22 protein-coding genes and 1 pseudogene are annotated in these 25,008 nt (G+C 45.1%); 15 read left to right on the forward strand and 8 right to left on the reverse strand.

All coding sequences use genetic code 11. The features are described 5' to 3' along the window. The first annotated feature begins 90 nt into the window (after positions 1-90). The 6 genes from IPJ71_01305 (at position 91) to IPJ71_01330 (ending at position 5,258) form a co-directional block, all read left to right on the forward strand. The gene (locus tag IPJ71_01305) at positions 91-444 is read left to right on the forward strand and encodes a hypothetical protein (GenBank protein MBK7842323.1); all 354 of its coding nucleotides are present in this window, start codon (positions 91-93) and stop codon (positions 442-444) included. Between the two features lie 118 nt (positions 445-562). Then, complete coding sequence (locus IPJ71_01310; GenBank protein ID MBK7842324.1) at positions 563-3,055, forward strand: hypothetical protein; 2,493 nt, start codon at positions 563-565, stop codon at positions 3,053-3,055. A 94-nt stretch (positions 3,056-3,149) separates the two neighbouring features. Further along, complete coding sequence (locus IPJ71_01315; GenBank protein ID MBK7842325.1) at positions 3,150-4,223, forward strand: squalene/phytoene synthase family protein; 1,074 nt, start codon at positions 3,150-3,152, stop codon at positions 4,221-4,223. Next, positions 4,220-4,468 (forward strand): hypothetical protein, encoded by a 249-nt coding sequence (locus IPJ71_01320; GenBank protein ID MBK7842326.1) that lies wholly within the window; start codon positions 4,220-4,222, stop codon positions 4,466-4,468. The genes IPJ71_01315 and IPJ71_01320 overlap by 4 nt, the downstream gene beginning before the upstream one ends. Positions 4,469-4,473: 5 nt before the next feature. Further along, complete coding sequence (locus tag IPJ71_01325) at positions 4,474-4,830, forward strand: phosphatase PAP2 family protein (GenBank protein MBK7842327.1); 357 nt, start codon at positions 4,474-4,476, stop codon at positions 4,828-4,830. A gap of 248 nt (positions 4,831-5,078) precedes the next feature. Continuing rightward, the gene (locus IPJ71_01330; protein MBK7842328.1) at positions 5,079-5,258 is read left to right on the forward strand and encodes a hypothetical protein; all 180 of its coding nucleotides are present in this window, start codon (positions 5,079-5,081) and stop codon (positions 5,256-5,258) included. Positions 5,259-5,481: 223 nt separating this feature from the next. Here IPJ71_01330 and IPJ71_01335 read toward each other — a convergent pair whose 3' ends face one another. After that, complete coding sequence (locus tag IPJ71_01335) at positions 5,482-6,030, reverse strand: hypothetical protein (GenBank protein MBK7842329.1); 549 nt, start codon at positions 6,028-6,030, stop codon at positions 5,482-5,484. A 320-nt stretch (positions 6,031-6,350) separates the two neighbouring features. Here IPJ71_01335 and IPJ71_01340 point away from each other — a divergent pair, with 320 nt between their 5' ends. Continuing rightward, positions 6,351-7,343, forward strand: a complete 993-nt coding sequence (locus IPJ71_01340; protein MBK7842330.1) for a hypothetical protein — start codon at positions 6,351-6,353, stop codon at positions 7,341-7,343. A gap of 45 nt (positions 7,344-7,388) precedes the next feature. Here IPJ71_01340 and IPJ71_01345 read toward each other — a convergent pair whose 3' ends face one another. From IPJ71_01345 to IPJ71_01355, 3 genes are all read right to left on the reverse strand, one after another. Then, on the reverse strand, positions 7,389-9,395 hold the full coding sequence (locus tag IPJ71_01345; GenBank protein MBK7842331.1) for a hypothetical protein: 2,007 nt from the start codon (positions 9,393-9,395) through the stop codon (positions 7,389-7,391). A gap of 228 nt (positions 9,396-9,623) precedes the next feature. After that, complete coding sequence (locus tag IPJ71_01350) at positions 9,624-11,648, reverse strand: sulfatase-like hydrolase/transferase (GenBank protein ID MBK7842332.1); 2,025 nt, start codon at positions 11,646-11,648, stop codon at positions 9,624-9,626. Between the two features lie 136 nt (positions 11,649-11,784). Continuing rightward, a complete protein-coding gene (locus IPJ71_01355; GenBank protein ID MBK7842333.1) occupies positions 11,785-12,633 on the reverse strand; it encodes a DUF547 domain-containing protein in 849 nt (282 codons plus the stop codon). 280 nt (positions 12,634-12,913) lie between these two features. Between IPJ71_01355 and IPJ71_01360 the strand changes: the two genes are divergently transcribed. From IPJ71_01360 to IPJ71_01375, 4 genes and pseudogenes are all read left to right on the forward strand, one after another. Further along, positions 12,914-13,969 (forward strand): GTP cyclohydrolase I FolE2, encoded by a 1,056-nt coding sequence (locus IPJ71_01360; protein ID MBK7842334.1) that lies wholly within the window; start codon positions 12,914-12,916, stop codon positions 13,967-13,969. A gap of 58 nt (positions 13,970-14,027) precedes the next feature. Continuing rightward, a complete protein-coding gene (locus IPJ71_01365) occupies positions 14,028-14,552 on the forward strand; it encodes a transcriptional repressor (GenBank protein MBK7842335.1) in 525 nt (174 codons plus the stop codon). Between the two features lie 72 nt (positions 14,553-14,624). Then, a pseudogene (gene uvrA / locus IPJ71_01370) lies at positions 14,625-17,215 on the forward strand (excinuclease ABC subunit UvrA). 248 nt (positions 17,216-17,463) lie between these two features. Further along, a complete protein-coding gene (locus IPJ71_01375) occupies positions 17,464-18,105 on the forward strand; it encodes an HD-GYP domain-containing protein (protein ID MBK7842336.1) in 642 nt (213 codons plus the stop codon). Between the two features lie 134 nt (positions 18,106-18,239). On the opposite strand, the gene IPJ71_01380 is transcribed toward IPJ71_01375, so the two are convergent. From IPJ71_01380 to maf, 3 genes are all read right to left on the reverse strand, one after another. Then, complete coding sequence (locus IPJ71_01380) at positions 18,240-19,196, reverse strand: hypothetical protein (GenBank protein MBK7842337.1); 957 nt, start codon at positions 19,194-19,196, stop codon at positions 18,240-18,242. A gap of 166 nt (positions 19,197-19,362) precedes the next feature. After that, a complete protein-coding gene (gene hemB / locus IPJ71_01385) occupies positions 19,363-20,370 on the reverse strand; it encodes a porphobilinogen synthase (GenBank protein ID MBK7842338.1) in 1,008 nt (335 codons plus the stop codon). After that, a complete protein-coding gene (maf, locus tag IPJ71_01390; protein ID MBK7842339.1) occupies positions 20,363-21,046 on the reverse strand; it encodes a septum formation protein Maf in 684 nt (227 codons plus the stop codon). Before maf ends, hemB begins: the two co-directional genes overlap by 8 nt. A gap of 85 nt (positions 21,047-21,131) precedes the next feature. On the opposite strand from maf, the gene lgt reads away from it, so the two are divergent. Both lgt and IPJ71_01400 read left to right on the forward strand, forming a co-directional pair. After that, entirely contained in the window at positions 21,132-21,770 is a 639-nt protein-coding gene (gene lgt, locus IPJ71_01395; protein MBK7842340.1) for a prolipoprotein diacylglyceryl transferase, read from the forward strand. Further along, entirely contained in the window at positions 21,700-22,239 is a 540-nt protein-coding gene (locus IPJ71_01400) for a prolipoprotein diacylglyceryl transferase (protein ID MBK7842341.1), read from the forward strand. Before lgt ends, IPJ71_01400 begins: the two co-directional genes overlap by 71 nt. A gap of 67 nt (positions 22,240-22,306) precedes the next feature. Here IPJ71_01400 and IPJ71_01405 read toward each other — a convergent pair whose 3' ends face one another. Further along, positions 22,307-22,687, reverse strand: coding sequence for a BolA family transcriptional regulator (locus tag IPJ71_01405; protein ID MBK7842342.1), 381 nt, complete (start codon positions 22,685-22,687; stop codon positions 22,307-22,309). A 446-nt stretch (positions 22,688-23,133) separates the two neighbouring features. Between IPJ71_01405 and IPJ71_01410 the strand changes: the two genes are divergently transcribed. After that, a complete protein-coding gene (locus IPJ71_01410) occupies positions 23,134-23,733 on the forward strand; it encodes a hypothetical protein (GenBank protein ID MBK7842343.1) in 600 nt (199 codons plus the stop codon). 29 nt (positions 23,734-23,762) lie between these two features. Beyond that, positions 23,763-25,007, forward strand: coding sequence for a DUF1588 domain-containing protein (locus IPJ71_01415; protein ID MBK7842344.1), 1,245 nt, complete (start codon positions 23,763-23,765; stop codon positions 25,005-25,007). Position 25,008: the final 1 nt, after the last annotated feature.

The raw sequence follows: 25,008 nt of genomic DNA on the forward strand, positions 1-25,008 counted from the left end.
CTAATGAGGAGTTTGCTTAAACTTGGACCTTGGTCGAAGGAGTTTTTCTGATTCAGTGACCCCGTCTGAAAATTTCCCTACAATGCCGTGATGGTAAAAAAGAAAAAATGGAGGAAATGGAAGCGAAGGCTTGCAAGGGCCCTGGCGATATTATTTATCCTCTTTGTTTTAGGTTTGGCTGCAGGCTGGGCCGCGCTCCCAAGCTTGGTTGAACCGAGAGTCAAGCAGCTCATCATCACAAAAGGAGGCGAGCTTTTCGAAGGGGAGGTAGTTCTCGGGGGATTTCAATTGAAAAGCATTCTTCCCATTTCTATAGCCATAGAAAAACTACAAATTAAGAAGTCTGATGGAACTCTTCAAGTTTTGATCCCCAACGCGACGATAGAAATTGATTTCAATCGGATTTTTAATCATTTTCCTTCCCTTTTTTTCGCACGAGATTGAGGATTGAAAATCCCAACTTGAGAATTTTGATTCCGGAAAGCGTTGAGAAGCTTCTGTTTCAAACCATCCTGATACTTTAGGTGCAAGGCTATTCAAAATGTTTCCTCTTGATTCGAGCATGGATATTCAAATTTCGCGCGGTCAGGTCGAAGTTCTATTGTCTGACAAGAGCGGAAAAGAAGAATTGGGGACTCGCTTAGGACTTAAAGGCCTAAGTCTCTTGCTTCGACAAGAGAGCCTCTTGAACAATCAAACACCGATGGATTTAATGATTCAAGCAATGCTTGACTACAAGTCAGCTTATGCATCTTTTTCTATGCCTTTGAGTATCGATTCCAAGGAGATCTTTACTTCCTCTGGAAAGCTAGACGTCAAGCGGGTAAATATAAATATTGGGGGATTGCTCGCTGCTGTGGCTGGCACGACTGAATTTCCTTCTTTGCAACACAATTGGATATTGAAACTCCAAGTTCCTGAAATCAGCCAAATTAAGGTGCCGCCCCAGTTTTTGCCTCCTGGAAGCTGGGCCGGCGAAATCTCAGGTAAGGTTCATTATGCTCAAAAGCCGTCTTCTCCTCCATATGTCGCCGTTCAGGGAGCTATCCGTGGGCTTCGCGGGGACACCAACTTTCATCGTGACGAAATCCAGATGAACGGAGCTGTGGCTGCTGACGCCCGAATTGATGCTGTCTATTCATCTGGTTGGCAAATAAATGATCTCTCGGTGGTTTTTGATTTGAGCGGAGCCAGCCTTCGCTATCTTGATTGGTTTCAGAAGAAGGATACAGATCGTTTAAGAATTGAAGTTCAGGCAAAAAAAGAGGGAAATGAATTTAAGATAGAGAAGGGAGACTTGGAGTTCACTCGTCTGTTGTCCCATGTTCGAGGAGTCATTTATTCGGAGAGAAACAAGCAATCATTTCTTGAGATTAGCGTTCCCCCTGTTAAGCTCGATGGTTTCGAAGTGTTTTTCCCGTTTCTGAAAGATCAGACCTTGCGTGGGCTTCTGCAGGTTCGCGCTGAAGTGAGGGGCGATCTCTCCCAGCCTGAAAACTTGTTGGTAAAGCTGAGTCCTTTGAAAATTCAGAATTTATCGACCACACTCAACTACAGCAACGACAAAAGGAGCATTCATGCCGGAGGACCATTGTCCCTTAATGCTGACATGGAATTGTTGGCAGAGGGCACTCATCTCAAATCGGCAAAGGCGATTTTTTCTGCTGAATTGTCAGGCATGAGTATGGTTTATGGGGATGAATTTCGTAAGAAGAAGGGCGATCCTCTTTCTCTGCGCGCGTCGGTAAATCAAGCTGGAGATAAAATTATATTGCAGAAGTTTAGTTTTATCCACCCTGCTGGATCCTTTGCTGGAGCGGGGGAAATACAGAACCCTCAACGCCCTAAATTTAACATTCAGGCCGATATAGAAGAAATCAGCTTTTCTCGTCTTTCACAGATCCTGCCTAATTTAGCTCAATACGGACTCAATGGGGGAAGTCTCCAAGGACATTTGAAATCTCATGGTGTTTATGACTTTGCCCTCGGAATCTCCAAGAGTCCGATCAGTGTTGTTGGAGAGATCAAGGCTCAAATGGCAGGTGTGAGCATTCCCATTCCGAAGAGTGAGGAAAAAAAAGAGAGCACGCCAACTGTCTCTCATGCAACAGAGCCCTTTCACTTGCCCAGTTGGCCAATTCTGGCTCAATCCAGGCTAAGTTTTGAGGCTCAGGTGGCCAAAATGAGATTGGGAAGTGAGTCCATAGATCGTTCAAATGTGAAGGGTTCATACGATAAGGGAGACCTTGCTGCTGAGATTTCCATCGGGGGATTATTCGGCGGTGATCTGCGTGTTTCTGGCTTAAAGGTTTTTTTGCTCGAGAATCAACCTCAGTTAAAGCTAAAGGTCGATCTGAACAGATTCAACTTGGCAAGAGTATTCAATTGGTGGATGCCCGAGCGACGCGATTCAGTCAGAGGCCTTTTGAATCTTCAGGGCAACTTTGGGATACCCTTTCCTGGGCCGGTTGGTTGGTACGAAAAAATTGTGAGCGAAGGGGGTGTTTCGATAAAGGATTTTTTTGCCAGCACTTTGGAAATCGACAAAAAAATCAATGATGTTCTAGCGAAATTGCGAAGGGATGAAGAAAAAAAGCCAGTCGATTCAAAGGGAATTAGCGCCGAAATCTCAGCCAAATTTGGATCTCGCGATGGTCAAATAAATCTTGATAATTTGATTTTTTCCACACCTGAAAACAATCAAATTGTTGCCGATGGAAGGGTCGATTTTAATTTGGCAGGGCACCTCAATGGGGAGTTGCGAGTTTCCAATCTGAACATGTCAGGGAGTGTAATGGCTGCTAACGCAGACAAAGAAGGGAGATTGGTTATTCCAATTGAAGTTCAGGGAAGTCTGGTAAATCCGAGTTTGACTGTGGCCAGTGCAACCGTTGAGAAAATGTTGGTTAAGACTCTTGAATATGAAAAGAAAAAGCTTGTCAAAAAGCTTGAGGGCAAGGCGAAACAAGAGTTCGAAAAGACCGTGGACGAAGGTAAACAGAAGCTTGAAAAGGATATCAATGAAAAAATCAAAGGCTTGTTCAACCGGAAATAATGCCTGTCGTCATTCTTCAGTTTTATTCAATTCTCGATCAATATTGAAAGAATCCGGTTGACCGCAGTCTCCAGAAATTTAAATTAGTCGGGCGATGATGGAAACAGAATTTTATCAAGGTCATTTGGATCGAGTCAGTCGTAGCTTTGCCTACTGTATTTCACAGTTGGATGCTCCCCTGCGGGGGTGGGTCAGTTTGACCTACCTCATCTGTCGGATATTGGACACCGTAGAGGACGCTCCTTGGAAGAGATTGAGTGAACAGTTGCGGCAGTTTGGTCAGTTTGATGAGTTTCTGTTAAATCCTCCCCCGCCAGAATTGGTTCGATCATGGAACCAACAATTTCCACAAGAAATCCCGGAGGGTGAGAAGATTTTGCTGAGAGACTCTGCGCTTGTTTTTGGGGAACTTCATGGCACTCCTTTGACTGTGAGAGCAGTGATTCAGGAAATGATCGTTTGCATGAGTGCAGGGATGCAGCACTATTCCCGTCTTCGAAAGCAGCGCGGACAAGTTCGTCTTATTAATCTGAGAGAAGTGAATCAGTATTGTTTTTTTGTGGCTGGTATTGTCGGAGAAACTCTTGCCCAATTGGTTAGGCATGTCGAACCTCAAGTCAGAGCAGCGCGGAAATTTGTTTTGGAGGCCCACCATTTCGGTCTTTTTTTACAGAAAATCAACTTGCTCAAAGATCAATTCAAGGATGAGCAAGAGGGACGTTTTTTTATTCATTCACGGGAAGAAATCAAAGAGAGCTTGAATCGAAATTCCTTGGGGGCCTGGAGGTTTTTGGAGAGTCTTCCAATTCAGCAACGAGGCTTTCGTTTGTTTTGCGCTCAAAGTTTATTTTTGGGCTTGGCTTCTCTTCCCTGGGTCGAAAAATCCCATTCAAAAGGCAAAAAGGTGAAAATACCGCGTCTGGCGACGATGAAGTTATTCGATGTTTTGAAGAGAAATATAAATGATAATTTATTTTTGGAAGGGCTGTTCGGGGAATTGGCGAAGGAGGCTGGATTGAAACCTGATTTCTCTGCATCAGGGAAGATATCAAGTGCCAAGGCGTCTTTTTTGTTGTCTGATGGGGATTGGTTATGTGGAGTCTATCGTGGTCAACTGCACTCCGAAGATTTCTTTGATCTCGGAATGGCGGGGGCCTGTTTAACTTGAAGAACTACTTAGAAGATCTCGATCAGACTTGGTTTCTGCTTATCAATAACACTCTCACAAATCCCTCCTTAGACCGGTTTTTTGGGCAGATTACAAATCTTCACCATCATTCGTATTTTTTGTATATTGTTGTTCCTCTCTGCGTTCTTTTTTATCTGTGGAGGAGTCGCAGGCGGGCAATCAAAGTGATTGTGCTTGTGGGACTGGTTTTGGGCTTTGCGATACAATCAGCTACCGAGTTCTAAAACCTTTGGTTTCGAGGGCTCGACCCAAGTACGCTCTTGGATCTCAAGTGCAAGTGAGAGTCCCATATTATCCTAAGTCTGATAGCTTCCCCAGTAACCATGCGCTCTCAGGTTTTGCAGTGGCGAAGTTGTTGGCTTGGTGTTACCCGCTGGCCAGTCCATGGTGGTTTTTTGGGACAGCGGCAGTCATTGCTTACAGCCGAGTGTATGTGGGAGTGCACTATCCAGGGGATGTCATCGGCGGTGGTCTTATCGGTTACTTGATTTCCACTTTTTTGATTTGGATTCTCTTTTCACGATTCAAGTTTTTCTCCCCTGCGGGCGCGGTGACCGCTCCTCGTAAGAGGGGGCGGCGGTTTTAAAGTACCCATAAGTATTTGAGAAGTTTTGTGACTATTGATTGAGTAATTGCCTTGGACCAAAAGAAAAGGGGGGCAATGATTCAGAACGACTGGATTTATGAGGAATTTAAGGGAGTAATTTAAACGATGGGAGATTTGAACGGCGGACGATACTTCAGAATCAGTATCTCAAAGTCAATGCAGAAAAAGGTGTTTTCAGAAGATGAAGTAAAAGTGTTGATTGCAAGAGATGAGCTCAATACAAGAAAATGAAACGATCAACTCAGACAGCGGTGGCCCAAGCTATGAGGCTCGTTGCGAAATTAGGCGGTTTCTTTGCCAGGAAATCTGATGGAAATTCTGGATTTTTTACTATTTGGCGAGGGCTCAAAAAACTTTCCGAGTTCATGGAAATTTTAAGTTCGCCAAGGTCACTATTTTCAACCTAAATAAATATGGGTATTTTAAAGTGGTCGGTGAACGGATACGACTTTAGTCCTACATAACTGGTCCACTTGTGTGAGATTTGTCTGCGTCATCCCGGTCCAAGCATGTGAGACGGGACACCTTGGCCGGACTATCAATGCAGAAAAATCAGAATTTTTTCATCTAATAAGTGGTTTGTGATCATTTAATTTTCCGCCTTCCCAATCGAGTATTAGGCAACTATCATTATATTGTCGGTTTGCGAACGCTAAAAACATCAGAGTTATCAAAACTAAAAATCTCTGAAAATCCTAGAGTTTTTCTAATTTTATATGCCGGTGTTTCTTGAACTGCAGCCAAGGGACTAAGCCCATGCCTTAAGGCGTTCAAAAATATTTCTTCATTTTCGGTCGACAAGCCAGATGTAATAACTTTTGTGTCGGGATTTATTCTAATAGCCTCTTCCAGTAGGGCTAAGCTAACCCCGTTACGTTTGTATTCTGTATAAACAGTAATATTGTCCACCTGAAGAGAGCCTTCATTCGAATCATATCGGAATATCATAATACCCAAAGATGTCCCGCCGGCAGCTGGCTTTAGCGCCAATTTGAATCGTTTGACGGGACTTTTTGAATCAGGTGAGGGGTCACTTATTGAAATTTTAAGCTGTCGCCCTAATCTAATTTCAATATCTCTTAGAGTCTTATTTTCTGTAAAGATACTGCGGCATAAGGTAGGTGAAGCAATGCTAATATGTGAAATAAAAACAATACAGAATAAAATGCCAAAATACATTGGAAGATTCCTCATCGATCGAAATGGTATACATCTAAAATGTGAAAACTCTAAGCTTTAATTTCCTATCCAATTGATCTCCCGCTAACGTGGCGAAAAAAATCTTCATGAAGCCAAAATGCTTCTTTGGAGACAGTCCAATCCAACGAACTCCATAGAATATCTCACCCCGATCTTAGAAGTCACAAGTCAGCGATTTGACAGGCTAAGATCGGGTCGGCATGAAGCTTGTGGGTAAATGAATTGGCGAGTGACGACAATGGTGACTCGTCTTTTCGTGGTGGTAGCGATATCGGCCCTTTTTGCATGCTGAATCTTTTGTGATTGGCTTTTTATCTAACAAGTGGCATTTGAATTGCAAACGATTGCTCGCGTCCGTATTTTTACTTTTTTTGATGTTGGTTTTTGAAGTTCTCCGGTTTAAGCATCAGCTTGGATTGTTGAAGATGGTATTATGGCGATTCCCAAAAATTCTCGGGCTTGTCTTTTTTTGTTGGTCTCATCAGGCCCATGCTGGTTTTGTTTTGGACTTGGCGAATACCCTGGGATTGGTCAGGCCGCACAAGTCGATCTGTTTGGCCTTTCTAAAGGCGGGTGAGAAGCTTGATAGATTGGAAAAGTCTCAGGTGTCTGATGGTCTTAGCGGTTCAGGCGCCATCTCATCCCGTGCCTTTACCTTGAATTCATTTAGAACTCTCAAGAGTCGACTGGGGGTAGACCCCGAATCTGTTCTGAACCGTGGTTATGCTCGGATTTCCAGTCGGGGAGAAGTTCTGAGAGGTTCGATGGATAAGCTTCATGCGGCTTCAAGGTTGAATGCAGTAATAGTTTTGAGCGATCGTAAAGAGGACAATATAATCGTAGCTTTTTCTTCTCAAAATAGAGAGAAATTGAGTTATGCCATCGACGCTATTGCAAGAGAAATGCAATTGACCCCACTGGGTGAGCTTGGTTGGCGGTCGATATTTACTCAGATTCAGGATTTTTTAACCGAGCCAGTGTCAGGCACACGAGAATACCTAATGGTGTCCGAATCGGCCCAATTCTCCCGTGATATCATCGGCGATTCCGGTGGTGTTGTAACTCTGAGTGCGAGTTCTCAGGGGGGCTCTCAGGGGAGTTCGATTTTTTTGGGCCACTCAGATATGTTGATTGAGCGGGACCCCGATGGGGAGGTTTCTATTCATTTATTGATTCAATACTCTGATGGAGATCCTCAATTTCCAGCGAGAGGCCGAAGAAAAATTATCGGCGGTCCTGAGATGGATCTCAGGACTCCAGTCCCGAATGGGATTCCCAGTAAACGCGATTAACTGTTTTCTGGCTGATGGCCACAGGTTGACACCTTTATGAGTTCCCTAATAGGCCGAGCAGTAGTTCTGAAGATCGTTCACAAGATTTATTCCAGGAAGCCCGGGAGCTCCATTCGGGGTGCTACCCGATCCCCCAAGGCCTCCAGTCGAGGTTGCAGTTGATTGTAAAATGGCCACAGTTGTTGAAGACATTGATGCGCAATAATTTACTTCTGAAACCCCACCGGCGCCACCACCTCCGCCGCCACTGCCACCACCAGTAATTCCGATGCCTCCATTGACGCTTGTGTTGATGTTTGAATGAATTTCGCGAGCCGAGAGATGAATTGTGCCTCCGGCCCCGCCGCCGGCTCTATCAGAAGAGCCTTGTGAGCCGCTGGCTTTCAGTTCAAGTAAGCCCGGCCCCTGTATGTCCCCGATAAAAATGAGCAAGGCTCCCCCTCCAGATCCTCCGGCCACGGTGTTAACGCCGCCACCAGCACCTCCATACATAATTTTATTGCCCCCATAGATCGAACAAGGACCCACGCAATAATCAACTGCGTATCCGCCAGAACCTGAATTTGCACCTCCATCTCCACCAGCGGAAATAGCACTGCCTCCTCCGCCGGCCCCACCAGAGCTCGGTTCATTTCCGCCCCCATTTGTGCTGGCACTTCCTGTGCTGCCTCCCGGGCCGGAAAGGCTGCCGCCATCAGAAAACGCGGTCGCATCAAACCCCGATCCATCGGATTTAATTGTGAGTGTGCTGCTTGAGTTCAGGACCAAGCTCTTGGCCCGAAAAACTGTGAGTCCAGTGACATCCCCCCAGGCGTAGGTTCCCGATAATATCTGATGTACTGCGCCTGGTTGGACAGTGATTTGGTTAAAGTTTGGCACACGGATGATTTGGATATGACAGAAATATCCGCTGTATGAAATGGGCCCTGAGAGATTGGAGTTATTGATCGCAGCAGGAATAGGAGCGATTGGATGATCAATCTCGATAGAAGTGCTGTCTGGTACGTTCGTAACACGAGCAAACTGAAAATCTCCTCTGTGCAGTCCTCCTCCGCAAGCGTTGAGGTCAGGGTCCACCAGAGATCTTCCAGAAACGACATGAAATAGGATTTCGTCACCAATCTCAAACTCGTAGTTCGTAAAACTAGAGCTTGTCGACAAAATCAAGCCTGTCGAGTCGATACCAACGATTCGGCGTGAGGCACCAAAGATTTTGTTGCTCGGCAAGTTTCGATAGCCAGGTGTGTAGCCAGAGAAAAAGCCATAGGTGCTCACATTGGATTGGCTCGGTCCCGTAGAGGTGATAACAATGTCGCCGTCTCCTCCATCACCGAAGAGGTTTTCTGCAACCGGAAAAAGAGGGGTAGTTCCACCGCCGCCCGATCCTCCGCCTTGAAAAAAGCTGCAATCCTCAAATTTCTCTGAGCCAGTGAGTGATGCGACAATGTTCACTTCTGCATTACCAGGAGCCAGATCCAAAGTCGCTTGACCGACAATCAAGGGGGTGGACAAGTGCTCCTTTGGAGGTGAGGCATGAGTACCAAATATGTCATAGCAATGTTCAAAGCTTGTTGTATCATCTGTCTTGAAGCCAATGAGAAAAATGCGGCGACCCTTTCCAGATGGCACATCCAATTCAATATTCTGACCTGGCTTAAAAATACCAGCTTCTTGACCGAATCGAACGACCTCAATGCCCTCAGAATTCTTGCAGCTTTTGTAATCAAGACCAGGTCCGCCGACGAAAACTGCATAACATGCGATTTCAGAAATATCCGTTGCGTCTTCTATTTCCCAGGATCCACCCGCCGATTGGGTGCTTAGTTTTTTTGAAGCTGTTGCATTTGTGCTTCTGGTCTGTCCTAAGAGAACAGACGAAGTTGAGGAGCTTTTCGATTGACCACTTGGTTTTCCCTTATATGAGGGGAGTGCCAAACTAATCTTACTCATATTGCTATTCTTTCGCGTGCAGGAAAAACCCAAAAGCGAGATGATAGACGCGGCCACCAAGTAAATCCAGACTTGTCTTTTGACACCTGTAACGTTCTTCACTTAATACCTCCGCGAAGTCTCTAAGTGCTTATCGGCGAAACCAATGAGACACTCCATGCTAAAATTCTGTTTGTATTGTTATTGGACATGAAAAACTTGAGGTATGCCATGGGCAATCTATGAGTTGCAATATGCAAAAGGAACCAACAAGGGAGGTGAAAGAAAATCGCTCGAAAGTCTCAAAAAAAGACCTTTTGCAATCAAATCAAATCACTTCAAATTTGAAGGCTACTTTTTGTTCTTAAAATTGGGGGCGCCGATCTTGAGAGGATTGGGATTGTTGTAAAGCAAATATTTAGCAGTTTCGTAAAGGCCGAAGGTTAAATCAGACATCCACTGATCTCGGTCTTTCAATGTGGCTCTCAAATCTTGACCGGGAGTCTTTCCGCTCAAATCATAAAGCCCTTGAACGGCATTGGGTTCGGCCAACAAATAATACTGGTTATCAAGAAGAGCAATATGGGGAGGAGTCCTGTAGTAGACATAATGAAAAGCAAAGCGCTGATCCTTGAGCCGGGGGTCCCATAAATCCCGACCGAAGTTCCTGACGAGAGTTTTATGTCCAGTGAGAGAACTGATTGTGACGAGAACATCGGGCTCTGTGGCAAAAGTATCAATTTTCTCCGGATGATCCCAACGCGGATGAAAGAATAAGAGAGGCACGTGAAAACGGGTGATGTGGTGCAATCGGCTGCCTTCAGACAGATGGGCAGCATCGAGATCAGGCAGACCGTGATCGCCAATAATAACAAACAAAGTGTTGTTGTAGTAAGGGGCCTTCTTCGCAATCTCCATAAAATGACCCAAGCTGTAATCCGAAAAGCGAAGAGAATTATATTCATCGTTGGATACAAGTCCATATCGAGCCAGGTCCTCTTTGCCTAGTTCCTTGGTCATAAATTCGCCGCGATCAGACGGTATCGTATAGGGACGATGAAATCCGGCTGTCTGTACGACGGTAAAAAAAGACTGATCTGGAGGCAGGGAACTCAGCTGATCATGAACTTCATTAAAAAGTTGATAGTCTGATATCCCCCACACATCTGTACTTGGTGTTTTAAACATGCCCTCTTCAAAAATTTTCATATCAGGAATATTATTCGCAATAACTCCACGAATATTTCCCCAATTGGCACTTCCTCCAAGGAAATAGAATTTTTGGTATCCTTTGAAGGCGTTTATCAAAATATGCTGATCCACGATCAGGGGATTGCGACTTGAAGTTCTGGAACTCACGACATCTGGAATTCCCGTCAGGGCCGTAAATATGGATCGAGCTGTTCCTTCCGAAGGGACATGATAGCGGGTGAACAATTTACCTTTCCTTGAGAGCGCATCAAAGTAAGGTGTTGGATCGAGAGGATGACCAAAGGCTCCTGTTTTGTGGGCGGCAAAAGATTCCATGATAATGAGAACGATATTGGTGTTTGACGGCAATTGAGGACGGGGAATGAGCCAGCGGTCAAAATTCAATTTCTCTGCATCAGGATTCTCGACACCCAGGTATTTGGAGACAATCGGATAGTATTTTTTTACTTTTTCGAGATCATAGGGTCTTTCTCGATCTTTGAAGGTGTCAAAGAAATAGTGTATGGGATTCATTCCAAGAGAGGTGACAAAGGAATTTGTGCTGAAATAGGCTTCGCTCCAGCGCAAGGGATAGGCAGAAAATTTGCCGTAAATTCCACTCAAAAAAAGGACTGTCACAACAGAGCTTTGAAGCCACCTGTGTCCACCTCGAGTGTGAGGTAAATCGCATTTCTGGAAAAGTTTCCATAGGGCCCACGAAAAGAGGATTGTTAAACTGACAACACCAAAAATTATCTTAACGACAGGATATGTCTGCCAGACCATCTCAGCGCTGATCTCCGGATTTTCAAGAAACATAAGAATGGTCGCGTTAGCCCTTAAACCGAGATAGCTGTAATAAGCAAAATCAACAACATAAAACAACATGGCAAATGCAAAGCAAAATGTTCCGTAAGTTGTCCAGTAAGCTTGGGCCTTCTTAGAGCGGAATGGATTCAGAGATGGAATGAGCATTCCCAGGGCCGGAATCAGTAACAGCACCAAGAGAACTCGAGTATCAAATTTGAGTCCCAGATAAAAGGCTTTGATTAGCTCCAGGCGACTGCCAATGTCAGAGGCAAATGCGAAATAAAAAATCAAACGCAAAAGGGTAAAAGGAATGAGAAACATCACAAACAATCGAGCCAGTAAAAGTCCACGGCTCCCGACAAAGCGTTTCAACATCTATGAGACTCCAGGAAATGAAATTGCTTCTGTGTACCACTGTCCCGCTCGATCAACAAATTGAACTTTTGGATTTGGCCCAGGAACGGACGAGGTCTGTATGTCTGCGCCAGGCTTTTGACGCGATCAGCATGTGTTATTTGATCTCGTTTAATTGCCAGTCGTATTTGAGAAACTCATTTTTGAAAGAATTTTTGGAGAGAATCTTTCTTAAGCTGGGATCGTCGGTAATATAGGGGGCGATAAATTTGTTGATGGAGCCCGCTTCTTTGATGAAATCATCGCCAAACCAAGGCATCGGGGAAAATATCTTAGAGAGGTAGAGAGTTTTCGTTTTTTTTGACAGCCGATTGTGCGTGGAATCACGCAAAAATAACTTTGTTTGATTTTCCAATTGAAGATCAATTCCATGAGCGACGTAAGGGTCTGGTTTCAAAGGGGGGCTTGAAACGGTTCCAGAGTTCAGGGCAAAGAGAATTCGGGGGTCAGGAAATGCGCCACGAATGGCTTTAAATCTGAGCCAATCCAAATTGCGGTTTTTTCCGAGCAAAGAAAAGAATACAATTTGCCATGGACTCTCAAGAAGTGGTCCGATCTTGTTGACGGATTCGATGGGATAATTGTTGAGGACGTGTTTGATTGTAAAGGCATTATAAGAATTGATGAGGAAGGCGAGTTTTTGATTTTGGCCCCAGGAGTTGAACTGAGACTCGGTGACTTTCGAAAATTCAGCCAAACAGAGGTCAAAAAACTTTTCTTTCTTCTTGAGTTCACGATAGTTAACGCTCGAACTTGCGCCTTTGGTAATAACGTACTTCTCCAAAACCTGGGCCCATTTTGTGTAAGAGTGGTCGAACTCTGCCTGAGGGGTGCTGTCCGAACTGGTCATTGATACAAAATCGGCGGCTTTCGTTGAAAGAGAAAAAATCTGAGAGAGAAAAGCGAGGAGGGACAATATTTTAAAAATATAAAATCGATCTTTCATAAATTATCCTCTTTTCTTTTCTTTTCTTTTCTTTTCCGTTTGTTCCTTGCTCGTTCCTCGCACGCCTTTCTTTGGTTGTCGTTATAAGTGACTAAAGGCGTGGCACGTGCTTAGGAGCCGTTTCATTCTATGAAAAAAGTAAGGCCGGGACAATGATTTCTGGGAGCCAATTCGGCGATCAATTTTCTGAGCCAGGTGGGAAATGATGATTACAAATCTCCCAGATTCTCCCAAAGCTGCCTCCGGGCGAAAGAACTGGTGATTTGCCAAAGAGTTTGATATGGGACAATTCGCTATTTCTCGAGAAATTTCCTCAAAGGAGACCTGTTTGCCCGATGTTTCAAAGCTTGCTCAAATCAATCAGGCTCCAGAGTTTGGGTCTCTTTGTGAGACGCCGAAAATGGGTGAATCCCATGGATCTGTTTCGCGTGAACGACTTCCTGATGTTGCCAAACATCGCCAAACAGCTCCTGCCTTGTCTATCGATTGGGTGGGAATGGAAAACCTTGAAATTCCGGTTCTTGATCGCGACGAGACGGGTAAGGCGCAGAGAGTTTCGGCCAGGGTTTCGGCCTTTGTGAGCCTCGATAGGGTGGATCACCGCGGGATTCATATGTCGCGTCTCTATACGCTTTTACGGGATCGTCTCGCGGCGGAAGTGATTGATGGTGCTTACCTCGAACAAGTATTGGAGGACATGTTAACTACCCAGAACGGTCTGAGTGAGAACTGTCGTCTTGAAATTTCTTTCGATAAGTGGAGGAAGCGACGGGCGCTAAAGAGTGAAGAGTGGGGGTGGAGGAGATATCCTGTCGAAATTAGGCTAGAGAAGAGAGGCAATAAGTTGTCATGTCTCTATCTCTTTGAAATTTTATACTCCAGCACTTGCCCTGCCAGCTCCGCGCTTGCTCGTCATGATCTTGTTCGCAGGCTTCAGGGTCGGTTTGGTTCCGAAGATTGGCCTGCAGAACATGTTAAGAAATGGATCGAGGATGATTCTAATGGATTGGCGACACCGCACGCGCAGAGAAGTCGCGCTTGCATTGAGCTCGGATTTGAGAGTGGGGCAGAAGGCCTTTTCTTGAGCCAATGGAATCAATGGATTGACAGAGCTGAAGAGCTTCTTCAGACACCAGTGCAAGCCGCTGTGCGTCGTGAAGATGAGCAGGAATTTGCTCGACTGAACGGTCAGAATTCGATGTTTTGCGAAGATGCAGTGCGCTATTTGTTTGCTGGCTTGAAAGAGTGGCCAGAGATCAAGAGTTTGAAAGTGCGAGTGGCTCACTTGGAAAGTCTTCATCCCCATGACGCCGTGGCCGAGATGAAATGGCCTTGAACTGATAATGATTGTTATTTTCATTGACATTTTTCAATGTGGCCGCTAGGAAGGGGAGATGAAATCGGAAAGTCTCTCTCTTCCCCTCATACATGGTCGGCAATTCTCTGAGACCTCACTTCCTCATGGTCCAGAAAAGCTGATTCACCGCGAACCAGTCGGAGAAGCCAATTTAAGGCGTATGATTCGCAGTATGGGTATCAAAGTGACCTTGCAGCGAGTGACGATTCTGAGTGCTCTCATTGCTGGCCGGGCTCATGTAACGGCTCAGGAGGTCTTTGAGAAGGTGCATGATACCCATCCTGAAATGGGCTTTGCTACGGTCTATCGTTTCTTGCGAAAATTGGTGGAAGCGGGATTGGTAACAGAAGTGAGGGTGGGTGGATTGCCGGCCAGATATGAACTTGCGACTCATCGGCATCATGATCATTTAACCTGTGAATCCTGCACAAAGATCATAGAGTTTGAAGATCCTGAGATTGAGGCTCTTCAGAAAGCTGTGGCGAAGAAATATGGCTTTGTTTTGACTCATCATCTTTTGGAGCTTTATGGTCGCTGTGCTATTTGCGCTCGGCAAAAGTAATCAAAGGTAGACGCATTTTATTGCTGTGCTATTCTTCCTCGTTGAATTGAATTTTCTTCGGGAGGAAATCTAATGAAAGCGGAAGTAAAGTCGCCGGGTTCTTCTGGTTCTTCTGGTTCTTCTGGTCCCTCTTCCGAGCTTGGGATTTGGGTCCGTCGAGCGTCTGAGCACAATCTGAAGGATGTCAGCGTTTTTATTCCCAGGAATAAAATGACCGTTATCACGGGTGTGAGCGGAAGCGGAAAATCGTCTTTGGCCTTTGATACCATATATGCTGAAGGGCAAAGACGCTACATCGAAAGTCTTTCCGCCTACTCCCGAAATTTTCTTGAACAAATGAAAAAGCCGTCAGTTGAGGCGATAATTGGTTTGAGTCCTGCAATTGCGATTGATCAAAAATCAATCAACACAAATCCTCGATCGACGGTCGGGACAGTGAGTGAGGTCTATGACTACCTTCGGTTGCTTTTTGCCCGTATTGGGGTGCCTCTTTGTCCTCAGCACAAAATTCCGGTCACGAGCCAGTCTCCCCAGCAGATTGTGGATGAAGTACAAGCTCTTCCTCTTGGCACAAAGTACTTTGTTTTGGCGCCTGTGGCTCAGGGCAAGAAAGGGGAATTCTGAGTGATTTTCAAAAGTGGATCAAGAAGGGGTTCTCTCGTGTAAGGATCGACGGCGAATGGATAGACCTGGCCAAAGCAAAGAAATTGGCTAAGAGAAAGTCTCACGATATCGAAATACTGATTGATCGCCTCGTCGTGGACGAGAAATATCTGTCGCGGCTCAAAGAGAGTATTCACTTGGCTCTGAGTTTGTCCAATGGCCTCGTGATGATCGAACCTCTTGGGGCCGCTTCAAAAGTTTACTCTGTCCATCGAGCCTGTCCTCAGTGTGCTTTTAGTTTCCCTGAGTTAGAACCGCGCCTTTTTAGCTTTAATAATCCGCGAGGAGCCTGCCCTGCTTGCAGTGGGTTAGGGGTTCTTGTGTCTTCTGAGGTCGATTCGGATGAGATTTTAGAAGGCGAAGACAGCATTGAGGAAGTAAAAGATGATCCGATTTGTCCAAGTTGCCAAGGGAGGAGATTGAGACCTGAAGCGCTCAATGTTCAACTCATGGGAAAAAATATTGTAGAATTGTCGGACCTTTCGATTAGAAACCTTCGCTCGTTTTTGAACAAAGAGCTTCAGATTGGCAAAAGAGAGCAGCTCATAGCTGAAAAAATCCTCAAACAGATCCTTCTGCGATTGGATTATTTGGACAAAGTTGGGACAGGCTACTTGAGTTTGAGTCGCAAGACGAGCTCTCTTTCGGGGGGAGAAGCTCAACGAATTCGGCTTGCCTCCCAAGTGGGATCAGCTCTGATCGGAGTGTTGTATGTTCTGGATGAACCCAGTATCGGACTGCACCCTCGCGATCATCGTCGATTGTTGGATATTCTTGAAGAGCTTCGCGGACGCGGCAACACTGTCATTCTGGTTGAACACGATGAGGAGACAATACGGGCCGCTGATCACCTCATTGATTTAGGTCCCAGGGCGGGGGTTCATGGGGGAGAAGTCATGGCTGAGGGATCGCCTCTCGAAGTTATTGCAGAATCCAAGAGCTTGACGGGTCGGTACCTTTCAGGAGTTGAAAAGATCCAGATCCCTCAAGTTCGTCGCAAAGGTTCTGGTCTTTTTTTGATCGTGGAGGGCGCAACGGGAAATAATCTTCAAAACCTCACTCTGAAAATACCCCTCGGTTGTTTGGTTGGCATCACCGGAGTTTCTGGAAGTGGGAAAAGTACGCTCATTGTAGATACCTTGTATAAGGCATTGGCCAGGCATTTTTATTCTTCTTTGTCTGAAGCCTCTCCCTATAAAAGAATAGTGGGATTGGAAAACATCGACAAGGTCATAGAAATAAATCAGAAGCCTATCGGTCGTACCCCTCGCTCCATTCCTGCAACATACGTCGGAGCTCTTCCTTTGATACGGCAGATATTTTGGGATTTGCCGGAATCGAAGATCCGGGGCTATAAGCCCGGCCACTTCAGTTTTAATGTGAAGGGCGGACGTTGCGAGGTTTGTTCTGGGGGAGGCCAGGTTCGAATCGAAATGCACTTTCTTAGCGATGTGTATGTGACTTGCGATGCCTGCCTCGGAAACCGTTATACGCGTGAAACCTTGAATATTAAATTCAAAGACAAGTCCATATCCGATGTTTTGAATATGACGGTAGAAGAAGCTGCTGATTTTTTCAAACATCATCCGCCCCTCAAGAGAAAGCTGGAAACCTTGATGCGTGTGGGTCTTGATTACATGACTCTTGGTCAGAGCTCTACCACCCTTTCTGGAGGCGAAGCTCAGAGGGTAAAGTTGAGCAAAGAACTTTCAAAACGGGGAACAGGCAAGACGCTCTATATTTTAGACGAACCGACGACGGGTCTTCATTTTGCAGACGTTCGTAAACTTCTCGATTTGCTCCATGAGCTCACGGATCAGGGTAATACAGTTTTGGTAATCGAACATCACCTCGATGTTATCAAAAGCTGCGATTACTTGGTTGATTTGGGTCCAGAAGGCGGCGATGGGGGAGGTCAAATCGTCGGACTAGGGAGCCCCGAGGAGTTGGCCCGAGAACCAGGGAGCCTCACAGGAGGTTTCCTTCATTCCCTTTTCTAGCTGATGTTCAAAGGGGTGGATGCGACTGTTGCTAAAGCGCAGGTTTGAGGTCAAAGAGCGGATAGTCCTAACTCATTGATTTGGCGCAAATTCTCAAATCTTAACAGGACTTTTGTAGAGGAGTCTCTTCAGCTGTCAGAGAGTTCACCGATAGGTCCATAGATGGTGCTCTTTGCGGGACGTTAGCGAGGGAAGAGGCATCGCTCTCTTCGTATTTTAACTGAACGTTACCGATGAGGTTTGAGAGTATGTCTTGGAATGATATTCCGAGTTGGGCGAATGATGTTGCCAACTCTATTTTGCAGACGGTGAAGAAGAAGGACCCATTTACTTTTTATCATTGCTGTCGCGTCGGAATGGCCAGCAGAAAATTAGCAAAAGCAATGGGCCTGAACGAGTTCGAGCAAGCCGTGCTCGAATACTCTGGCTTGTTTCACGATATTGGTAAAGTGGGAGTTCCCGACAATATCCTTCTCAAAGCGGGCCGCCTGACAAACGATGAAATCGAAATCATGAAGGCCCATCCGATTAAGAGCGCGGAGATCATTGAACCTCTTAGTCATATTCCATTTTTTAGATTTTTGTTGCCTGGAATTCGCTACCATCATGAGAGAATGGACGGGGCTGGATATCCGTTTAACCTGGTCGGAGAGAGAATTCCTCTGCCCGCTCGGGTGATTGCAGTGGTTGATAGCTACGATGCCATGTCTAATAAGAGGCCTTACCGAGAAGCCCTATCGCATGAAAAGGTAATAAAAGAGTTAGTTGATTACAGTGGCAGTCAATTTGATGCCAATATCGTAAAGATTTTTATCGAGGCTCTTCCCTATTTTCAGGAGGAAAAGGAAGAGGAGAATCTTGTTATATCTCACGTTTTAAAGGCCGCCTGAGGAGTGATTGAGGGATGTTGGTGTTTTTTGTGGATCCGAGTATTTGGTCCAACCCAGAGAGGGGTGGGTAGCCAACCAAGCAAAGGGGGGCCGCACTTCAGGAAAGAGGCGCGGCTTTTTTTATTTTCTGTCATTTAAAAGTTGTCAGTTTCAGTTGTGCCTGCGGAAATCCTGGTGTTAGGTTCAATTTTTTTTACATCAATGATTTTTGAGAAGGTATATTGTAATTCTGACCATGTGTATTCGGTCTTGGGTTCGTCTTTCATGCAATATATCTTGAGACTCGTTTCGTTAAATGAAAGCTCCAAAAAACGACGTTGCTTACTGCTTGAGTCATCACCGACATCGACAACTGTTTCAGAGTAGTCCATCACACTTAGTACCGGATTGCTCTCTGGGGAAGAATTAGGATTCAATTCGCCTTTTTGGCTGCTGGGTTCCTCTCTTGTGACGTCGCATATCATCTTCTGTTTGGATGACAGATGATATTGATAGGGCCCGGAAGATACTGAATCATAAACCTTCCCTTGCTCCACGAGTATCTCGTTCTTGTTAGCGAGAGATAAAAGTTTTTTATAGTCCAGAACGACTATTTTGTAATCTGAGGTCGTCTCTTTGATTTTGATTCCATTGAGTCCATTTAAGAGAGGATATGAAGTCGAGGCCACTGATGTATATCGAGGAGTACTGCTAGAATTTGCTGAAGGCGTATAGGGAGTTAGCTCTTTTTCAAGGGCTGTTTTTACCCGGTCGCAGACTTCATCGAATTCGGAGCTGGAAATAAACGCTTCCCGGTCGTTTTTCATCAATCTGCAGAAAACTCCTGCATGTCTGGATTTAAAATTTTCACAGGCATTATTGACTGAGGTCAGCTTCTCTTTTAGCTCCGCAGCCAGTGCGGCTGTTAGGACCCTGTTCTGCTTTAATTTCTCTGCAGTTGGTGTAAGATTCATTCGGGCAATTGTTATCGCGTTAGCATCGTCGACTAATGATTGGCTGCAGGCCCCATCATTGCTGGTCGTATCATTATTCCTGGCGCAGTTGCTAAACACGATGAGGATCAAAGCGAAAGTCGCAAAACGGCTGATCATTGGAAGGCTCCCATAAATATTATTCATTTTCTTAAAAAAAATGCCCGAGCCATGATCATGCGGCAGGCCGAGGCCACAACATGCGATCATGGCCGCACATATGAGCAAGAATGGTGCCGTTGTTCTTGCTGTTTCAGTTTGTCAATTCGTCTTAAGTTTTTGGCTTTTATTGTTCGGCCAGCCACCGAGCAGCATCCATTGCCCAGTAAGTAAAGATCACGTCAGCTCCAGCTCTCTTGATGGATAGGAGAGTTTCGAGCACAGCCGCCTTTTCATTGAGCCAGCCTTTTTCTGAAGCGGCCTTGATCATGGCGTATTCGCCGCTGACATTGTAAGCCGCCACCGGGACATCACAGACTTCCTTGGCCAAGGAGATAATGTCAAGGTAGCTGAGAGCTGGCTTGATGAGAATGAGATCAGCTCCTTCCTCTTGATCCAAGCAAATCTCACGGAGGGCCTCGCGGCGGTTGGCAGGATTCATCTGGTAGGATTTTTTGTCTCCTGTCTTCGGAGTCGAATCGAGTGCGTCTCGGAATGGACCGTAAAAACAGGAAGCGTATTTGGCCGAGTAGCTGATAATTCCGACGTCAGAAAAACCGCCTTGGTCAAGGATAGCCCGTATATAGGCTACCCTTCCATCCATCATATCAGAGGGAGCCACGTAGTCAGTCCCTGCGCGAGCCTGCACAAGAGCCATCTGACCCAATACAGAAAGGGTCTCATCATTAAGGATCTTTCCTTCGGATAAGATGCCATCATGTCCATCGGAGGAATAGGGATCCATTGCGACGTCTGTGATCACTGTGAGTTCGGGTAGGGATTTTTTAAGAGATCTGACAGTTCGCGGGAGCAAACCATCCGGATTGGCTGACTCCCTGCCCATAGGGTCTTTGAGGTGGTCTGGAATTTTAGGAAAGAGGGCAATACCTGGAATGCCTAAGGCTAAAACTTCGCGAGCCTTCTCAATGAGAAGATCAGGGCCATACCGAAATTGACCGGGCAAGGACAATATTGGCTCCTTAGCTCCATTTTTTTCCGTTAAAAACAGTGGCATGACGAAATTCTTTGGACTGAGCCAGGTCTCCTGAGTGAGGTCTCGGATACTCGCCGACTTTCGATTTCGCCGGGGCCTTGAGATGAAATCTAGATTCTTTGTCGATTGAAGCTTAGGCAAGGCGACCTCCTTTAGGTGATGAGGATTGAGAGAAGAATACTTCTGATGACTGAGATGGCGGAGGATAAAGACAAAAGGGCTTTTCTCCCGTGAGTTTCTCGATGCATTCAGAAAGCCCCATGAGAGGCAGGCCTATGATAGAGGAGGGATCTCGACCCTTAAGAGATTCGATCATACAAATACCCATTTTTTCAAACTTGTAAGAGCCTGCGCAGTCAAAAGGTCTCTCCCAACTGAGATAAAAGTCGATTTCTTGTGAGCTCAGGTTCTTGAGTGTGACCTGCACTTCTTCAACCAAAGAGATTTCTTTCTGATTGTATATAACGTGGAGCGCTGTCAGCAGCGAATGAGTTTTTCCCTCAAGAAGGCCGAGTTGTGCCTTCGCTTTTTCCGGTGATCCTGGCTTTGAAAGAATTTGGCCCTCAAAGAGGGCTATTTGATCGGAGCCAATGACAATGGCATTTGGCCGAGTGTCGGCGAGGCTTTTGGCCTTGGCTTTAGCGAGAGCCAAGCAGAGGTTCTGAGGCGAGAGAGAGGAGAGTTGGATTTTAAGTGTTTCCTCATCGATCTGAGGTGCCATCGCAGTGAAGGGAATTTCCCAGCTTTCAAGTTGCCTCTTTCGGTAGCCTGAAGTGCTGGCAAGAATCAACAAAGGGGGGTCTACCCGTCGTGTCATTAAATTGGAAATCTCCGTGAAATTCTAGATTCCATTGTTATAGAATGTGGACAGAGGACACAACCAAAAAAATGGGTGAAAACGCATGGAAACTGTAACTCACTATGTGCACAATCTTGATCCCTTTGCGATTCAGTTTACAGAGACGGTGGGTATCCGCTGGTATGGTTTGGCTTATTTATTAGGGTTTGTGGCAAGTTACTTGGTCTTTCTTTACCTTGCAAAACGCAAGCGCATTGAGTTGCCGGCAGAGAAAGTGGGAGATTTCATTACCTGGGGTGCCATCGGGGTTTTGGTTGGTGGTCGATTGGGATATTGTTTGTTCTATTCTCCAGAATTGCTTTGGACCTTCACTTCAGACTTCCCTTTTTGGGGATTACTTGAAGTTCATAAGGGCGGCATGGCCAGTCATGGTGGAATTGCCGGAGTGATCATCGCATGTTGGTTCTTTGCAAAAAAGTACGGCTATTCTAAAATGCACATGATTGATTTGACGGCCTATGGGGCCACTTTTGGCTTTACGGCAGGCCGAATTGCCAATTTTATCAACGGTGAACTTTATGGACGAGATGCTCCCTCGAGTTTATCTTGGGCGGTCAAATTTCCTCGAACTCTATTTTTGGGCCAATTACCACGTTCAAGAACTGAAAGGTTTGGTTCCCGTCTTGGGCCACCTCTCATCAATTCAAAATCCGGGCGGAACCGAGATGAGCTTAAGCGCTGATCGCTGGATTGAATGGGTCGATCACTACCGCAGTGATGCCATGGCTCACGAAAATGTCAACGCAGTTATCGAAAAGATTATTTGGGCAAGTCAGAATGGGAAAATAGAGGTTCTCCAGGCATTGCAGAATGTTCTGACCCCTCGATATCCTTCTCAGCTCATCCAAGCCTTCTTTGAAGGATTTCTCGTCTGGGTGGTTCTCACTTTGCTGTGGCTCAAACCTAGAAAGGCCGGAGTGATCAGCGGAGTTTTTGGAATTGCATATTCCCTAGCGCGAATCTTTGGAGAGCAGTTTCGGATGCCAGATGCCCACATCGGATTTGAATGGCTCGGTTTGACTCGAGGACAGTGGTTAAGCCTGGGTTTTCTCATTTTTGCGATTGGATATACTGTCGTTGCTTTCCGGAGCGACAACCCAGTGCTCGGCGGATTTTGTCCGAGAAGTTCAGAAAAGCCTGAAACAAAATAGAATAGAAAATCCGAAAACGATGGAATTTTGCCCTATAGTTTATTGGGCTTATAGTCTATCAGGCTTATCACTGGTTTTTGTTCTTTTTGTTTCCCTCACAAGCGGGAGAGCCGACTATGTTTCCTCCGTTGACTTGCCACTCCGTTGGACTCATCAGTCGCTGCGACAATGCATGAACCCCTGCGCCGAGCTCCTCAGACAAAACCTCATGAACCTTCCGTTGGCGGTGAATTCGAGACAAATTCTCAAAAACTTTACTTACCACTACTATTAAAAAATGGGTTTCAGAACCGACGGGTACGCTGTGGTTGGAACTCTCATTGATGACTTCAAGATGAATGGGCCGAAAGGCCTCGTTTAACTTTTTCTGTATCCGTTCTTCAATGAGCAAATGATCCTCACCTTCTAGAAAAGTATCAAAGATACGAATCCGAGCAATGTTTGGCAATGAATTGTTTAGATTTGGCTATATTGTCCTATCAAGCTGGTCCTATCAAGCTGGTCTTTAAAATGACCAAGGTGTCAATGTTTGTCTAATGTCTGAACAAGGACCGGGCTTGAATACATTCAATCTGTTCAAATCTGATGTTTGAGGCGCTTTAATTTCGAAAGGCAATTGAAAGGCAATCAACGGAATGGATTTCATTTTTAGGTTCCAAATAGCCCTTTGCTGATTCAATTTGATAATAATTCTAAACTCCGTTCAGTCGTTTGTGTCTCAACTTGAGATCTTTTTATCCGGATCTCAAAATAATTGTATTTTCGGAAATGGGGCATTTTCGGCCTGACTTTTGCTCATACTATGCAGAGGAAGTGTTGGTTGGGTTTGAGTGTTTTCAACTATTTTGAGATTTGATGTTATTTCAGAAATTTCTGGAGCAAAGAAAGGAATCAATGAAGCGAACAGACGGATCTCTAAAATTTCCGGTAATGATTTTGGCCGGTATTTCAATCGCCCTTCTTTTTGTTAACTGTGATTCCTTTAAGGCACTGAAAAACAAGGAAAGTCTTTCTTCTTCTTCTTCTTCTTCAGGATTCAATTTTGACGCCTGTTCTGATGAAAATAAGGAAAGTACAAATAAAGTCTACATATTAGGTGCTTCTGAGTATTTAAATATTGCTGAAGACTTATTTCCGAATGTGAACCATGGAGATCTGGTGAAACTGACCAATGCGCTGCCAGTAGTTCCAGATCTATTCGATGGAAATCTTGAGTTAAAGGATTTTAAGGATTTTATTTTGGATCGAACTCCTATCGTGGAGTATTTTGGAAGAAGATTAACAGAACAAGCCAGTTCCACTTGTGCAGAATTGGACAAGAGTTGTCGTTCAAGTATTCTGAGTTTACAGATTTCAAATATCTTTAGACGTTTTGTTTCTTCGAGCGAAATGAGTGAGCTTGTTGAAAACAATATGGATATTTCGTTTGAAAATTTTGCCAGGCTCATTTTTATTCGCCAGATTTTCATTTTAAGATCTACTCGAATGAACTGACGTCCTACGAATTTATTTCAAAAATATCCATGACTTTGTTTGGAAGCTTTCCGTCTTCTGAGCTTGTCAATCAAAGGGATGAGGTCCGCAGCAACCCCCAAGCGCTCCGCGCAGAGCTATTAAAGATGTTCAGTGTGCCGAAAAATGCACGTCGATTTTCGAAGCGTTTCTGGGAGAAATGGCTCTCGAATGATGGCCTAAAAAACATGGATATTCCAAGCTCTGAGTCCTTCGACAAGGAAGCTGTAATGAATGATTTTTATAGCAAGGTTGAAGAGGCCATTGTATCTGAAAAAGGTTTAAAGGACCTCTTTTATTCAGCGTCCTCAGAGGGAGAAATTCCTGAGAGCCTTCTGACACACCCGAGTTTTGCGATGTCCTCTTCAAGAGTGGTTAATGGACAAGTAAAGTCTCATTACGTTCATCGAGGCATCAATATCACAAATAAGCTGCTTTGCATGAAATTGCCAACTTTAGAGCCTGCGACCCTTGAACAGCTCGAAGAAGCAAAATCAGCATCGGCCAATCAAAATTTTGCTGATGCGATCGCGCAGCACCGATCAAATCCCAATTGTAGATCTTGTCACTCGATCATCGATCCTGTTGGTGTCACTTTAGAGCACTTAAGTCCATTTGGAAAATTTCGTGGTGAATTTAGCGACGGCAGTCCCATTTTAAGCAAAGGTGTGTTTTTGAATAGGGCATACAGTGATTTGTCTTCACTTGTTGAGGTTATTTCAGAGTCAGGCGAGCTAAGAGGTTGCTTTCTCAGTCAACTCAAGGGATTGGGAGATGGGCCAGACAACCGGGTTCTGGGACCCTGCGATGCCAAGGATATCTTTTCTCAAAACAGAGAGCGTCCAGTTATCGATGTTTTAACTGAAATGTTCTCTTCTCGCAGATTTATCAATAGTTCTTTGACTGCTGAACAGGTAAAAATGAAATTGGTTGAAGTTTTCGTTGGAGATCTTTATCGCTATGGTTTGGGAAGAGAGCCTGATTCTGAAGGTTTTGAGACTTGGTTTCAAGTTTACCTCAAATCTGGAATGTTGCCAGTGATCAAAGGTATTCTCCTCAGCGCTGAGATGAATAATCTAGGTCTGAGCCAGGAGCAATTTGCGGGGCGATCCTATCGTTCATTGGCTGGTCGTACTCCAAATTCAGCTGAGCTAGCGGAGGCCGTTCGTAAGTTAGTTGCAGTTGGCAAGGACATGTATTTGGAAAGTTTGTTAAATTCAGATGAAGTAAGCAAGAGATTCAAAATACTGAAGTAGG

The organism is Bdellovibrionales bacterium (genome assembly GCA_016714165.1).
GTDB lineage: Bacteria > Bdellovibrionota > Bdellovibrionia > Bdellovibrionales > UBA1609 > JADJVA01.